Origin of the sequence: Sinorhizobium sp. M4_45, assembly GCF_002885915.1 — a bacterium.
In the GTDB taxonomy this organism is placed as follows: Bacteria; Pseudomonadota; Alphaproteobacteria; order Rhizobiales; family Rhizobiaceae; genus Sinorhizobium; species Sinorhizobium meliloti_A.
The window spans coordinates 406,007-419,882 of the sequence record NZ_NWVE01000004.1 but is presented as its reverse complement, the minus strand read 5'-3'; the positions used below and the strand labels follow the sequence as shown (position 1 = coordinate 419,882).

Annotated in this window: 12 protein-coding genes; 9 read left to right on the top strand and 3 right to left on the bottom strand. The window is 65.0% G+C overall.

Annotated features, from left to right (window positions below; translation table 11 throughout):
- Positions 1-215: 215 nt before the first annotated feature.
- Complete coding sequence (locus CN933_RS15055; RefSeq protein ID WP_018094081.1) at positions 216-1,241, bottom strand: sugar ABC transporter substrate-binding protein; 1,026 nt, start codon at positions 1,239-1,241, stop codon at positions 216-218.
- 354 nt (positions 1,242-1,595) lie between these two features.
- On the opposite strand from CN933_RS15055, the gene CN933_RS15050 reads away from it, so the two are divergent.
- Both CN933_RS15050 and CN933_RS15045 read left to right on the top strand, forming a co-directional pair.
- Positions 1,596-2,825: an ROK family transcriptional regulator gene (locus tag CN933_RS15050; RefSeq protein ID WP_018094079.1), complete on the top strand. Its 1,230-nt coding sequence runs from the start codon at positions 1,596-1,598 to the stop codon at positions 2,823-2,825.
- Between the two features lie 3 nt (positions 2,826-2,828).
- A complete protein-coding gene (locus CN933_RS15045) occupies positions 2,829-3,257 on the top strand; it encodes an RbsD/FucU family protein (protein ID WP_018094078.1) in 429 nt (142 codons plus the stop codon).
- Positions 3,258-3,325: 68 nt separating this feature from the next.
- Here the strand turns inward: CN933_RS15045 and CN933_RS15040 are convergent, their stop codons facing one another.
- Positions 3,326-3,763 carry a DoxX family protein gene (locus CN933_RS15040; RefSeq protein ID WP_018094077.1) on the bottom strand — a complete coding sequence of 146 codons (438 nt, stop codon included), beginning with the start codon at positions 3,761-3,763 and terminating at the stop codon, positions 3,326-3,328.
- 235 nt (positions 3,764-3,998) lie between these two features.
- On the opposite strand from CN933_RS15040, the gene CN933_RS15035 reads away from it, so the two are divergent.
- Both CN933_RS15035 and cyaD1 read left to right on the top strand, forming a co-directional pair.
- On the top strand, positions 3,999-4,703 hold the full coding sequence (locus CN933_RS15035; protein ID WP_018094076.1) for a Crp/Fnr family transcriptional regulator: 705 nt from the start codon (positions 3,999-4,001) through the stop codon (positions 4,701-4,703).
- 61 nt (positions 4,704-4,764) lie between these two features.
- On the top strand, positions 4,765-6,636 hold the full coding sequence (cyaD1, locus tag CN933_RS15030; RefSeq protein ID WP_018094075.1) for an adenylate cyclase CyaD1: 1,872 nt from the start codon (positions 4,765-4,767) through the stop codon (positions 6,634-6,636).
- A gap of 37 nt (positions 6,637-6,673) precedes the next feature.
- Here the strand turns inward: cyaD1 and CN933_RS15025 are convergent, their stop codons facing one another.
- Positions 6,674-7,288: a FecR domain-containing protein gene (locus CN933_RS15025; RefSeq protein ID WP_018094074.1), complete on the bottom strand. Its 615-nt coding sequence runs from the start codon at positions 7,286-7,288 to the stop codon at positions 6,674-6,676.
- A gap of 197 nt (positions 7,289-7,485) precedes the next feature.
- Between CN933_RS15025 and CN933_RS15020 the strand changes: the two genes are divergently transcribed.
- The 5 genes from CN933_RS15020 (at position 7,486) to CN933_RS15000 (ending at position 13,841) form a co-directional block, all read left to right on the top strand.
- Positions 7,486-7,959: a hypothetical protein gene (locus tag CN933_RS15020; RefSeq protein ID WP_018094073.1), complete on the top strand. Its 474-nt coding sequence runs from the start codon at positions 7,486-7,488 to the stop codon at positions 7,957-7,959.
- A gap of 111 nt (positions 7,960-8,070) precedes the next feature.
- Entirely contained in the window at positions 8,071-8,877 is an 807-nt protein-coding gene (spdA, locus tag CN933_RS15015) for a 2', 3'cyclic nucleotide phosphodiesterase SpdA (RefSeq protein WP_102761797.1), read from the top strand.
- 58 nt (positions 8,878-8,935) lie between these two features.
- Positions 8,936-9,250 carry a YkgJ family cysteine cluster protein gene (locus CN933_RS15010; RefSeq protein ID WP_018094071.1) on the top strand — a complete coding sequence of 105 codons (315 nt, stop codon included), beginning with the start codon at positions 8,936-8,938 and terminating at the stop codon, positions 9,248-9,250.
- Positions 9,251-9,432: 182 nt separating this feature from the next.
- Positions 9,433-13,134: a trifunctional transcriptional regulator/proline dehydrogenase/L-glutamate gamma-semialdehyde dehydrogenase gene (putA, locus tag CN933_RS15005; protein ID WP_018094070.1), complete on the top strand. Its 3,702-nt coding sequence runs from the start codon at positions 9,433-9,435 to the stop codon at positions 13,132-13,134.
- 122 nt (positions 13,135-13,256) lie between these two features.
- Positions 13,257-13,841 carry an IMPACT family protein gene (locus CN933_RS15000; RefSeq protein ID WP_018094069.1) on the top strand — a complete coding sequence of 195 codons (585 nt, stop codon included), beginning with the start codon at positions 13,257-13,259 and terminating at the stop codon, positions 13,839-13,841.
- The last annotated feature ends 35 nt before the right edge of the window (positions 13,842-13,876 follow it).

The window sequence follows — 13,876 nt, the reverse complement described above, 5'->3', positions numbered from 1 at the left end:
TCGAAGCGGCGAGCCTCAGAACGCTCGACGACAATCCCGCTTGCGCCGCGATCGGTTCTGAGAAGCCAGAGCGGAACGCGGGCAAGAAGCATCTCGTGCTTTCCTCGCCCCGCCCTGAAAATTGCGCAGGTTTTCTATGCCTTGTCAAAGACCTCGGCACTTGCGGAAAGGGCGGCCGGGGCCGCCCTTCCCCTCACGCCTGTGCGCGTGGCCGATCAGCCCCAGCACTTCTCCATGCCGGTCTTGGTATCGATCGACTCGACGCCGGATACCGGCTTGTCGGTGACAAGCGCGACGCCGGTGTCGACGAAGTCCTTGCCTTCGGTCGGCGTAGGCTTCTCGCCCGTATCGGCGAACTTCTTGATCGCCTCGATGCCGAGCGCCGCCATCATCAGCGGATACTGCTGCGACGTCGCGCCGATCACGCCCTCGGCGACATTCTTGACGCCCGGGCAGCCGCCGTCGACGGAAACGATCAGCACGTCCTTCTCGCGGCCGACGGACTTCAGCGCCTCATAGGCGCCGGCGGCGGCCGGCTCGTTGATCGTGTGGACGACGTTGATGGTCGGATCCTTCTGGAGGAGGTTCTCCATCGCGGTCCGGCCGCCCTCTTCGTTGCCGTTGGTGATGTCGTGGCCGACGATGCGTGGATCATCCTCGTCGCCGATCTTGTTCGGGTCCTTGGGGTCGATGCCGAAACCGATCATGAAGCCCTGGTCGCGCAACACGTCGACGGAGGGCTGCGACGGCGTCAGGTCGAGGAAGGCCACCTTGGCTTCCTTGGCGGCATCGCCGAGCGTTGCGGCCGCCCACTGGCCGATGAGTTTGCCGGCGAGCAGGTTGTCCGTCGCAAAAGTGGCGTCGGCGGCATTGAGGGGTTCGAGCGGCGTGTCGAGCGCGATGACCAGAAGGCCCGCATCCCGTGCCTTCTGGACCTGGGGCACGATACCCTGGGTATCGGAGGCGGCAATCAGGATACCCTTGGCGCCATCGGCAATGCAGGTCTCGATCGCAGCGACCTGGCTTTCGGAATCACCGTCGATCTTGCCGGCATAGGACTTCAGGGTGACGCCCAGTTCCTTGGCCTTGGCGGCCGCGCCTTCCTTCATCTTCACGAAGAAAGGATTGGTATCGGTTTTGGTGATGAGGCATGCCGACACGTCGGCTGCCTGCGAGGGCGATGCGAAAGCAACGCCCATGGCGAGCGCGCCGAATGCGGCAGAAAGAACTGTCTTCTTCATTAAATCCTCCCAAGGATGAAAGATGCCGGCGCGCCGGCTTTCAGGACCCGCTGCAGCATTCTCCTCGGCTGCAGACGGCGCTTCCGACGGTCAATCAAGCACCAAAAATCCAGCCTGTCAATAAATAAATCAAATTGAATTATTATCTCGTTGTGGCATTCTGCACGGAATGTCGCGTCCGTCCGACCGGTAGGATCGGGCATTGACAATCGCGGCCGAATGCGGACAGGCCCACGCGAACCGAGCGGCTTCAGGGTGCCGCGGTCAGGGTGCGGTCGCGGAAAAGCTTTAGGTACTGCAGGGCCGCACCCGGATTGGGGGGGGCCGTAGGTACCAATGGGAGGAAACGGTGGCATGTCACTGACAGATGGCCCCTATACGGGGCCGCCCCAGCCGGATGTGGTCGACCCGAGCGGCGGGGCCAATCAAACGCGCGTGCGCGCCTATAACGAACGGCTGGTCATGTCGCTGGTGCGCCGTCACGGCAGCTTGTCCAAGGCCGAGATCGCGCGCCGCTCCGGTCTCTCGGCGCAGACCGCCTCCGTCATCATGCGGTCGCTCGAAGCCGACGGGCTGCTCGTCCGCGGCGCGCCGGTGCGCGGCCGCGTCGGACAGCCCTCCATCCCCATGCGGCTCAATCCCGATGCGGTCTATTCCTTCGGCGTGAAGATCGGCCGGCGCAGCGCCGATCTGGTGCTGATGGATTTCCTCGGCACCATTCGGCTGCACCTGCATCAGATCCATACCTATCCGCTGCCAGAGGAGATCGTCAGCTTCATCGTCGGGGGCATCGGCAAGCTCGAGGGACAGCTTGACGCCGGCGAGCGCGGCCGCATCGCCGGCGTCGGCATCGCTACGCCGTTCGAGTTGTGGAACTGGTCGGAGGAGGTCGGCGCCCCGCGCGAAGAGATGGACAGGTGGCGTGATTTCGACCTGCAGGCGGCGGTCGCCTCGCGCATCCGGCATCCGGTGTTCCTTCAGAACGACGGAACCAGCGCCTGCGGCGCCGAACTCGCCTTCGGTGTCGGCGCCAGTTACCCCGATTTCGTCTATTTCTATATCGGCTCCTTTATCGGCGGCGGCGTCGTGATCAACTCCGCCCTCTTTTCCGGCCGAACCGGCACCGCCGGCGCCGTCGGCCCGCTGCCTGTCGCCGGCAAGGACGGCAAGTCGACGCAGTTGCTGAAAATCGCCTCGGTCTTCGTCCTGGAAAAGCTGCTGCGCGAACGCGGTATCGACCCGGAGCCGCTCTGGTACTCGGCCGACGACTGGATCGATTTCGGCGAGCCGCTCGAAATATGGATCCAGGATGCGGCGGCGGCGCTTGCGCAAGCCGTCGTCTCCGCGGTTTCCGTCGTCGATTTTTCGGCGGCCGTGATCGACGGCGGCTTTCCGCCCTGGGTGCGGGCGCGCCTTCTTGCAGCGACGCGCAAGGCCCTCCAGACGCTCGACCTGCAGGGCGTCACGGTTCCGGACCTCGTCGAAGGCACCGTCGGCAGCCACGCCCGCGCGATCGGCGGCGCAAGCCTGCCGCTCTTCTCGCGCTATCTTCTGGACACCAATGTCCTCTTCAAGGAGCTTTGACCCTTGCTGAAAGGAATAAGCCCCGTTCTGAGCCCGGAGCTTCTCTCCACATTGAGAGCGATGGGGCACGGCGACGAGATTGCGCTCGTCGACGGAAACTATCCCGGGCTGGAGCACGCGCGCCGGCTCATCCGGCTGGACGGGCACCCGCTTGTCCCCGTGCTCGACGCCGTATTGAGCATCCTGCCGATCGACGATTTCGTGCCGGAGGCGATCTTTCGGGCAACGGTGAAACAGGACCGCGATGCACTCGACCCGGTGCATCGGGACATCATCGCCTGCTGTCGGAAACATGAGCCGACACAGCCGGTCGTCCCTTTGCTCGGAGCGGATTTTTATCAGCGGGTGAAGGCCGCCCATGCGGTGGTGCAGACCAGCGAGCCGCGGCTCTACGGCAACGTCATCCTGCGCAAGGGCGTCATCTATCCTTGAGAACGTGACGCCTAAACAAAGAACCCGCCGGCGAGCCGGCGGGTTCTTCTCGATCAGGGGTGCCTGCGTTAAGCGGCGACCGTGTTTCCGGTGCGGGCATCGAGCGAGAGCGCGCCCGGGCCGAAGCCTGCCAGCACCAGGAAGGCACCGGCGATCGTGATGTTCTTCATCATCATGATCTGGTTGAAGACCGTCAGCAGCCCGTTTGCAGCCGGCGGGAAGTCCGGGACGTTGATTGCGCCGCTATGGAAGACGAAGGCGGTGACCACGCAGAAGGCGGCGAGCAGATAGGATGCGATGCGGGTCTGAAAGCCGACGAGGATCGCAAGACCGGCAACGAGTTCGAAGAGACCGGCGAGATAGGCGAGCGCCGTTGCGGCAGGCCAACCGGCACCGGTGATCATGCCGGCCGTCGCCGACGGGTCGGTGAGCTTGCCGAAGCCGGAGGTGATGAAGATGATCGAGAGAAGAATGCGCCCGATGAGCACGATGACATTCTGGGACATGCGCAAGGCTCCTGTTGGAAAACGTGTTGGCAGCAGAGATAACAAGATTTTCGAAATCCTCTAGCCGCCCACCCGGCGACAGATCGTTCACAATCTAGAGACGGAATCGATTCGTCGTCAACTGATGCCTTACCGCTTTGGCTTCGGTCGGCCGATCGAGCGCTTTTCTGTTGCAAGATGAGGCAACAGAGTCAAAACTCTCCGACGCGTAAAGGGGAACGCAGGGGTAATCGCAATGGCTGAAGTCATCCGGAGTTCCGCCTTCTGGCGGTCCTTCCCTATATTCGAAGAGTTCGACAGCGAAACCCTGTGCGAGCTCTCGGGCATCGCCAGCTATCGCAAATGGTCCGCGGGCACGGTCATTTTCCAACGCGGCGACCAAGGCGACTACATGATCGTGGTGGTTTCCGGGCGCATCAAGCTTTCGCTGTTCACGCCGCAAGGCCGCGAACTCATGTTGCGGCAGCACGAGGCAGGGGCGCTGTTCGGCGAAATGGCGCTGCTCGACGGACAGCCGCGATCGGCGGATGCGACGGCCGTCACCAACGCCGAGGGCTATGTGATCGGCAAGAAGGATTTCCTCGCCCTGATCACGCAAAGGCCGAGGACCGCCGAGGCGGTGATCCGCTTCCTCTGCGCGCAATTGCGCGACACGACGGACCGGCTGGAAACCATCGCGCTCTACGATCTCAACGCCCGCGTCGCCCGCTTCTTCCTGGCGACGCTTCGCCAGATCCACGGCAGCGAGATGCCGCAAAGCGCCAATCTCCGGCTGACGCTCAGCCAGACGGACATCGCCTCGATTCTCGGAGCGAGCCGGCCGAAGGTGAACCGCGCGATCCTGTCGCTGGAGGAGAGCGGCGCGATCAAGCGAGCGGACGGCATCATCTGCTGCAATGTCGGCCGCCTGCTGAGCATCGCCGATCCGGAGGAGGATTGATGCCGCTCGCCTGAAAGGGGGCGGTTTCAAAAACTTGGAGCGGTTGAGCGTAAGGCCGAGGATGCATCACCGCATAACCCCGCTTTCCGGAGGAATCATCGCCAGCCTCGCCGTGGCGCTGCTGCTCTATCTCTCTGCCGGAACCATCCTCGAAACCCAGCGTGAGCTCTTTTTCGATAATCTCACCCAATGGGTCCCCTCGCCGAGGTCGCCCGACATCATCGTCGTCGACGTCGACCGCAAGGCCTATGAAGCGCGTGGCGGCAGCTGGGACAGGGCCGCAACCGCCGATCTGATTACACGCCTGGCCGCGGCCGGGCCGAAGACGATCGCCGTCGATTTCGTTTTCAGTTCCGCCTGCGACCCGGCTTCGCCCGCAAACGCCGCGCTCGCCGCGGCGATCGGCAGGGCACCCGCGGCCCTCGGCTTCCTGGCGGCCGACCGCGTTCTCGAACGGCCGCGCCCCGTGCCGCCTCTGGCCCTCCGGCGTCAGCTGGCCGTCCCCGCGCAGTGGTTTATCGAAGGGGCAGAGACCTCTTGCCCGGCCTTCATGGACCGGGCGAAGGCTGCGACGGCGGCTTTTCTCGTCGGCGACGAAGACGCGCGGGTCCGGCGCGTTCAGGCTTTCGCCATACTCGGCAACGATGCCTACCCGGCGCTCGGCATCGAAGCGGGGCGGCTTGCCGCCGACAGCAGTACGCCGGTTCTCGGCGGAGAACCCGCCTGGCTGAGGCTCGATCACGCGATCATCCCCCTCGACGAGAACGGCAACCTGCGCTTCCCCGCAAGTTCCGAGGAGGCGATCGCCGTCCGCACGATCTCTGCGGCCGAAGTCCTCGCCGGTCGCTGGGAGAAAGGTCGTTTGGCGGGAAGGCTCGTCTTGATCGGCAGCAGCATGCCGAGCCTTGGCGGCCTTCGGCCCACCGCCTCCATGCCGCTCCAGCCGTCGGTTCAGATCCACGCCGATATCGCCAATGCGATCATGACGGGGTTCGTGCCCTACCGTGGCAGCAATCTGCCATTGATCGAGGCGGTCTTCGCCTTCGCAGCGGGAGTCGCCGCAGCATATGCAGCAACCAGGCTTCGCCCAATGGCATCCCTTATGCTGGGCGCTGCGACGGTGCTCGCCATCATCGCCTTTGCCGGTGCGATCTATGCCTCCACCGGTTGGCTCTTCGACGCAGTCGGCACATCATTGGCACTGGTTGCGGTGCTCGTCGTCACCAGCGCATTGCAGTTCGCGCGCACGCGGCGCGCAGAGGCGATCGCCCGGCGGAAATTCTCGCAATATCTGCCGCAATCCGTGGTGGCGCGTTACATAGACGAGCCCGATCGCGGGCGCATGGCCGGTGAGGAACGCCCGGTGACGGCGCTCTTCACCGATATCGAGGGTTTCTCGACACTTTCGCAAAAGCTTGGTCCCCGCGAACTCGTGGCCCTGCTCGACGTCTATTTCGCCGAGGTGAACGCGCTCGTCGCCGGGCATGGCGGCATGGTCGACAAGGTCGTCGGGGATGCCGTCCATGCTCTCTTCAATGCGCCAGAGGACCTGCCCGACCATGTAGACAAGGCGATCGGCTGCGCCGCGGCCATCCATGTTCTGACCGAGGAGATGCGCAGACGCCCGCAATTTGCCGAACACGGCTTCGGCAGGACGCGCATCGGCATCGAAACCGGGCCGGCGGTACTGGGAGAGGTGGGCGCCGGAGGGAAGCTCGACTACACCGCCCATGGCGATGCGGTGAACCTCGCCGCTCGCCTTCAGGAGGCGAACAAGTTTCTCGGCACCGCCATCTGCGTCGGCCCGGCAGCGGCTGCGCAGTCGAATGCGGCGCTCAGATCCCTTGGACGCCACGATATCAGAGGCTTCGGATTGATGGAGCTATTTACGGTAGCGAGCGATGGGCTGAACAAGCACCTTCGAGCGGAATGAGGACCGCCACCGCAGCGCGGGATGCCGGCCATCGCCGCTACCTCAACCCGACGCTCGCATAGGCCTGACGAATCCGCACCTCTCCCCAGCGCGTCGGTTCGCTGGGAGCGGCGCCCGGGCGGCTGATATCGACGCCCTGGCCGGCCGCAACTGTCCGTGTAACGCCGCCGCCCCGAACGGACACCACGCCATGTTCAACGAAGACCGCGAACGCCGCTCGGCTCGGGCCGCAGAAGAATTTCGTTCCGCGAACGCCGATCATGCCGAAGGCGGTGCGCACCGCGACGTCCGTCTTGGGCAAGCCTTCGGGCCGGTCGAAGACCATCCGGCCCAGTCCCAGCTCCAGGGTTCCGCCCTGGCCGGCGATGTAGCTGTCGATCAGCAGTTCCGTTTGCGGACCGAGCAGGATACGCGTTTCGCTGAGGGCGAGATCGGCGAAGCTGTTGCTGCTCGTCAGGACATAATCCTTGTCGAGAACCGCGCCGCCGATCGCCAGCCGTTCCTCGTCCCCGCCCTGCCGACGGCGGACGTTGCCGCGGATTTTTGCGGCCTTGCCCACGACCGGAGCTGCTGCCGTCGAACGGCCGCCCGATACGGCGGCAAGCAACAGCCCGCCAAGAAAGATCCGTCTCCTCACCTCGAACTGCCGCATCGGCTTCTCCGCTGGGTTTCGCAGCGCTCCCTGTTCGGCCTCCGGCTCCTCACGAGGATAGACCGAGGCGTCCCCGATGCAAGGCGCATCTTGGGGTCTGCCTGAACTCACCGTTTCATCGCCTTCGCCGCTGTTTCCCGCGGAACAGATACCGGGCCGGAGCGACCCTAGAATGTGCGGGCAAGAGGGAGCGCACCATGACGAAATACGTTGAATCGAGCCTTCGCACCGGCCTGCATCATCTGCTTGCGGCGGCCGTGCTCCTGCCCCTCTTCGCGATCATGCCTTCCGCGGCGCGTGCAAGCGATCTCACAGCCGCCGAGCAATGCGACCGCGAGGCCGGCAGCGAATTCGATCTCGAACGCAACAGGGCTTTCCCGGCCGTTGCGACGCAGGACATCCGCATCGGAGTGGCGCTTTCCGCCTGCCGCGAGGCCTATAATCAGAACGGCGGCGCCCGGACGCAGTTCCAGCTCGCACGCGTTCTCGACAAGGCTGGACAGAAGCTGCAGTCGGCACGAATTCTCGCCGAAGCCGCCGCGAACGGCCACGTTCTGGCAATGGCAAGCTATGCCCATCTCCTCGCCGAGCGCGGCATGACCGGTAAGTCCTCCGGCGATTTGCTGACCGCCCGGCGCTTCGCGCAGGCAACCGTGGACCGGTTGCAGTGATGAGGGCGGCGGTCCGGTCTCCCGCATAGGTCCGACCCGCCCGAAAATACCGCTTGACGCCTGCGAGCAGGCGCAGGAGCGTGACCCGTGAGACATCAACGCGGGACGCACATGACGAAGCTCATCATTTTCTCCGACCTCCACATGGTGCCCGAAGGCGAGACGATCATCGGACTGGACCCGTACCGGCGGCTCGCAAACGGCATCGCCCACGTCAACCGCTATCATGCGGATGCCGACCGGGTGATCTTCGCCGGCGATCTGACGCATCGGGCGGACCGCGCTTCCTACGAGCGGCTGAAGACTCTTATAGCCGAACTCACCCCACCGGCGGCGCTCATGATCGGCAATCACGACCGGCGCGAGGTGTTTCTCGACGTCTTCACCGAGACGGCGACAGACGTGAACGGCTTCGTCCAGCAGGTGCTCGATTTCCCCGATTGCCGCGCGATCCTGCTCGATACGCTGTTTGCACCGCCCTACGACTATCCGGTGAGTCACGCCGGTCACCTATGCGACAGGCGGCTTGCGTGGCTCGGCCGGCAACTCGAAGAGGCCGGCGGCCGGCCGACGCTCATCTTCATGCACCACCCGCCGCATGTCAGCGGCTTTGCCGGTATGGACATGATCCGCCTCATCAACGAAGACGATTTCTACGCTCTTGTGAAGCGGCACGGCAATGTTCGTCATATCTTCGCCGGGCATGTTCACCGCACCATCAGCGGCTCCAGTCGCGGCATTCCCTTCTCGATCTTCAAAAGCCCCGTGCACCAGCAGCCGATGCCCTTCGACACGGCGGACGCATCTCTTTCGGTGGACGAGCCGGCGGCCTACGGCATAGCGCTGGTGACCGGCGACGGCGTGCTCGTGCATACGGAAGACTACGAGATAGCAAGGCGCGACGCGGTGGGGGCGTGACCTTCCGGCGCGAGCGGCAGGCATTCCGGCGCCACCCGCTTCGTGGTAGGCTGATGCCATGAGCCAGTCCGTTCCCGCCAATCAGAATTTCGACTGCCAGAGCTGCGGCGCCTGCTGCGCCTATTCGGCCGACTGGCCGCGTTTTTCGCTCGAGACGGAGGAAGAGCTCGAGCGCATACCGGCAGACTATGTGGCTGCGGATCTTGGCGGCATGCGTTGCGAGAGCGGCCGCTGCACGGCGCTCGAGGGCAAGCTCGGCCGTTCCGTCGCCTGCAAGGTCTACGATATACGCCCCATCGTCTGCCGCACCTGCATGCCGGGGGACGACGAGTGCCTGATGGCGCGGGAGCAACTTTTCGGGACTGCATGCTGATTTTCGTCCGGAACATTCGCCTGCGCTCCGTATAGTCCTCCTTTTGCCTGGCCTATCGTGGAGAAACATTCGGTCATAGTGCTAATTTGCCGGATGGATGTTCGGCGATGTCACGCGTATTTTCTGCCACGACATCAGGGCGTCGATAGCGCCCGCTACCGTTCCGTGGAGGACAGCGTTCAATGAGCCCGAGCCCGCTTCAAAAAACCCCGGCCGAGGTCGCCCCGGCGCCGTTCGCCGACTTCGCACCGCCGGTCCGGCCGCAAAGCACACTGCGTCAGGCGATCACGGCCGCGTACCGCCGCCCGGAAACGGAATGCCTGCCGCCGCTCGTCGAGGCGGCCACGCAATCGAAGGAAACACGGGACGCGGCCGCACGAACGGCCCGCAAGCTGATCGAGGCGCTGCGCGGCAAGCACAGCGGCTCCGGCGTCGAAGGCCTGGTGCAGGAATATTCGCTTTCCAGCCAGGAAGGCGTGGCACTCATGTGCCTTGCGGAAGCGCTCCTGCGCATTCCCGATACGGCGACGCGTGACGCGCTGATCCGCGACAAGATCGCCGACGGCAACTGGAAATCGCATCTCGGCGGCAGCCGTTCGCTCTTTGTCAATGCCGCGACCTGGGGTCTCGTCGTCACCGGCAAGCTGACCTCGACGGTCAACGACCGCAGCTTGTCGGCGGCGCTGACGCGTCTCATTTCGCGTTGCGGCGAGCCGGTGATCCGGCGCGGCGTCGACATGGCCATGCGGATGATGGGCGAACAGTTCGTTACCGGCGAGACGATTCAGGAAGCGCTGAAGCGTTCGAAGGAACTCGAGGAAAAGGGCTTCCGCTACTCCTACGACATGCTCGGCGAGGCGGCGACCACGGCCGCCGACGCGGAACGGTATTACAGGGATTACGAGAGCGCCATTCACGCGATCGGCAAAGCCTCCGCCGGCCGCGGCATCTATGAAGGCCCCGGCATCTCGATCAAGCTCTCGGCGCTGCATCCCCGTTATAGCCGCGCGCAGGCCGCGCGCGTGATGGGCGAACTGCTGCCGAAGGTCAAGGCGCTCGCTCTCCTCGCCAGGAATTACGATATCGGCCTCAATATCGACGCCGAGGAAGCCGACCGGCTGGAACTGTCGCTCGATCTCCTCGAGGAGCTCTGCCTCGACGGCGAGCTCTCCGGCTGGAACGGCATGGGCTTCGTCGTGCAGGCCTACGGCAAGCGCTGCCCCTTCGTTCTGGACTTCATCATCGATCTCGCCCGGCGCTCCGGGCGGCGCATCATGGTGCGGCTCGTGAAGGGCGCCTATTGGGATGCCGAGATCAAGCGGGCGCAGCTCGACGGGCTCGCGGATTTCCCGGTCTTCACGCGCAAGATCCACACCGACGTCTCCTATATCGCCTGCGCAGCCAAGCTGCTTGCCGCGACCGATGTGGTCTTCCCGCAATTCGCGACACACAATGCCCAGACGCTCGCCGCCATCTATCACATGGCAGGCAGGGACTTTCAGGTGGGCAAATACGAATTCCAGTGCCTGCACGGCATGGGCGAGCCCCTTTACGAAGAGGTCGTCGGCCGCGGCAAGCTCGATCGTCCCTGCCGAATCTATGCGCCTGTCGGCACCCATGAGACGCTGCTTGCCTATCTGGTCCGGCGCCTGCTCGAAAACGGCGCCAATTCCTCCTTCGTGCATCGCATCAACGACCCGAAGGTTTCGATCGACGAACTGATCGCCGATCCCGTCGAAGTCGTCCGCGCCATGCCGGTCGTCGGCGCCAAGCACGACAGGATCGCCTTGCCGGCCGAGCTCTTCGGCGATGCGCGGACCAATTCCGCAGGCCTCGACCTTTCCAACGAGGAAACGCTTGCGTCGCTTACGGAAGCGCTGAAGGAAAGCGCGGCCATGAAGTGGAGCGCCGTGCCGCGGCTCGCAACCGGTCCCGCTGCCGGCGAGACGCGCGCGGTTCTGAATCCCGGAGATCATCGCGACGTCGTAGGCTCGGTGACCGAGACCTCGGAAGAGGACGCACGGCGCGCCGTGCGCCTTGCCGCCGAAGCGGCGCCGGATTGGGCGGCCGTGCCGCCGTCCGAACGGGCCGCCTGCCTCGACCGCGCCGCCGAGCTGATGCAGGCCCGCATGCCAACGCTTCTCGGACTGATCATCCGCGAGGCGGGCAAATCGGCACTGAACGCCATTGCCGAGGTGCGAGAGGCGATCGATTTCCTGCGCTACTATGCCGAACAGACGCGCCGCACGCTCGGCCCCAGCCACGAGCCGCTCGGGCCGATTGTCTGCATCAGCCCGTGGAACTTCCCGCTGGCGATCTTCACCGGGCAGATCGCCGCCGCGCTCGTGGCCGGCAATCCGGTGCTCGCCAAACCCGCGGAAGAGACGCCGCTGATCGCCGCCGAGGGTGTGCGCATCCTGCATGAGGCCGGCATCCCGGCAAGCGCGCTGCAGCTTCTTCCGGGCGACGGACGCGTGGGTGCGGCGCTGGTCGCCGCAGCCGAGACCGCAGGTGTGATGTTCACCGGATCGACGGAAGTCGCGCGGCTGATCCAGGCACAGCTTGCCGACCGCCTTTCGCCCGACGGCCGGCCGATCCCGCTGATCGCCGAAACCGGAGGCCAGAATGCGATGATCGTCGACTCCTCGGCGCTTGCCGAGCAGGTGGTCGGCGACGTGATCACATCCGCCTTCGACAGTGCCGGCCAGCGCTGCTCGGCGCTGCGTGTGCTGTGCCTGCAGGAGGATGTGGCCGACCGCATCCTGACGATGCTGAAGGGCGCGTTGCACGAATTGGATATCGGCCGCACCGATCGGCTTTCCGTGGATGTCGGGCCGGTCATCACGTCAGAGGCGAAGGACAACATCGAGAAGCACATAGAGCGGATGCGCGGGCTCGGCCGCAAGGTCGAGCAGATCGGGCTTGCCTCGGAGACCGGAGTGGGCACCTTCGTGCCGCCGACGATCATCGAACTCGAGAAGCTTTCCGATCTTCAACGCGAGGTTTTCGGGCCGGTGTTGCACGTCATCCGCTACCGGCGCGACGATCTCGACCGGCTGGTGGACGACATCAACGCCACCGGCTATGGCCTCACCTTCGGGCTCCACACGCGCCTCGACGAGACGATCGCGCATGTGACGAGCCGCATCAAGGCCGGCAACCTCTACATCAACCGCAACATCATCGGCGCGGTGGTGGGCGTTCAGCCCTTCGGCGGGCGCGGTCTTTCCGGTACCGGTCCCAAGGCCGGCGGTCCGCTTTATCTCGGCCGCCTGGTTACGACCGCACCGGTTCCGCCGCAGCACAGCTCGGTGCACACGGATCCGGTCCTTCTCGACTTCGCCAAGTGGCTCGACGGCAAAGGTGCGCGCGCGGAGGCCGAAGCGGCCCGCAACGCCGGCAGCAGCTCGGCCCTTGGCCTGGATCTGGAACTGCCCGGCCCGGTCGGCGAACGCAATCTCTATACCCTCCATGCGCGCGGCCGCATCCTCCTCGTCCCGGCGACGGAGAGCGGGCTATACCACCAGCTCGCCGCAGCGCTCGCGACCGGCAACAGCGTCGCGATCGATGCCGCCTCCGGTCTGCAGGCTTCGCTGAAGAACGTGCCGCAAACGGTTGGCCTGCGCGTCTCCTGGTCAAAGGACTGGGCCGCCGACGGGCCCTTCGCCGGCGCGCTGGTCGAAGGTGACACCGAGCGCGTCCGCGCCGTCAACAAGGCCATCGCCGCCCTGCCCGGCCCGCTCCTGCTCGTCCAGGCCGCATCGAGCGAGGAGATCGCCCGCAACCCGGACGCCTATTGCCTGAACTGGCTCGTGGAAGAGGTTTCCGCCTCGATCAACACGGCGGCAGCCGGCGGCAATGCCAGCCTGATGGCGATCGGCTGAGCGCTCCGATTTGCCCCTCCCCATCCCTCCCCCTTGTGGAGAGGGGTTGGGGAGGGGTGACCTTGACGATGACGGTGCGCCATCCGTCCGCTATGACCGCTGGAAGAATCGGGACAAAGCGGATGTTCACGCTCCAACGCATCGAGACCTCGACACAGGAAATCAAGAAGAGCCGCTTCCTGGCGATTGCCGGGCCGATCGAGGACGAATCGTCGGCCAAGACCTTCATTGCCGCCCACTCGGACACTGCGGCCAATCACAATTGCTGGGCTTGGCGGGCCGGCCAGAGCTATCGCTTCAGCGACGACGGCGAGCCGAGCGGGACGGCGGGCAAGCCGATCCTTGCGGCGATCGACGGTCAGTCGCTGGATCGCGTCGCCGTCGTCGTGACGCGCTGGTTCGGCGGCATTCTGCTCGGCAGCGGCGGACTGGTCCGTGCCTATGGCGGCACGGCGGCGCTCTGCCTGCGGGCGGCGGAGAAGATCGAGCTCATCGAGCGCCAGCGCGCCGAGATCGCCTGCGACTTCGCCGATCTCGCGCTCATCAAGGCGCGGCTGGCAACGCGCGGCGTGTCGATCGCCTCCGAGAGTTTCACCGGCACCGGTGCGGTGCTGTCGGTCGAGATACGGCAAGACGCATTAGACGACGTGCTCGCTCTGGTGAGCGATCTCAGTCGCGGCAAGGCGCTCGTGACACTCTGCGACTGAGCTTTCATCTGCGCCACTCTCGTCATAGTTATGCC

Excerpts from the sequence above, each read along its gene's own strand:
- CN933_RS15055 (WP_018094081.1), bottom strand. The coding sequence starts at position 1,241 with ATGAAGAAGACAGTTCTTTCTGCCGCATTCGGCGCGCTCGCCATGGGC.
- CN933_RS15050 (WP_018094079.1), top strand. The coding sequence starts at position 1,596 with ATGTCACTGACAGATGGCCCCTATACGGGGCCGCCCCAGCCGGATGTG.
- CN933_RS15040 (WP_018094077.1), bottom strand. The coding sequence starts at position 3,763 with ATGTCCCAGAATGTCATCGTGCTCATCGGGCGCATTCTTCTCTCGATC.
- CN933_RS15035 (WP_018094076.1), top strand. The coding sequence starts at position 3,999 with ATGGCTGAAGTCATCCGGAGTTCCGCCTTCTGGCGGTCCTTCCCTATA.
- cyaD1 (WP_018094075.1), top strand. The coding sequence starts at position 4,765 with ATGCATCACCGCATAACCCCGCTTTCCGGAGGAATCATCGCCAGCCTC.
- CN933_RS15025 (WP_018094074.1), bottom strand. The coding sequence starts at position 7,288 with ATGCGGCAGTTCGAGGTGAGGAGACGGATCTTTCTTGGCGGGCTGTTG.
- CN933_RS15020 (WP_018094073.1), top strand. The coding sequence starts at position 7,486 with ATGACGAAATACGTTGAATCGAGCCTTCGCACCGGCCTGCATCATCTG.
- spdA (WP_102761797.1), top strand. The coding sequence starts at position 8,071 with ATGACGAAGCTCATCATTTTCTCCGACCTCCACATGGTGCCCGAAGGC.
- CN933_RS15010 (WP_018094071.1), top strand. The coding sequence starts at position 8,936 with ATGAGCCAGTCCGTTCCCGCCAATCAGAATTTCGACTGCCAGAGCTGC.
- putA (WP_018094070.1), top strand. The coding sequence starts at position 9,433 with ATGAGCCCGAGCCCGCTTCAAAAAACCCCGGCCGAGGTCGCCCCGGCG.
- CN933_RS15000 (WP_018094069.1), top strand. The coding sequence starts at position 13,257 with ATGTTCACGCTCCAACGCATCGAGACCTCGACACAGGAAATCAAGAAG.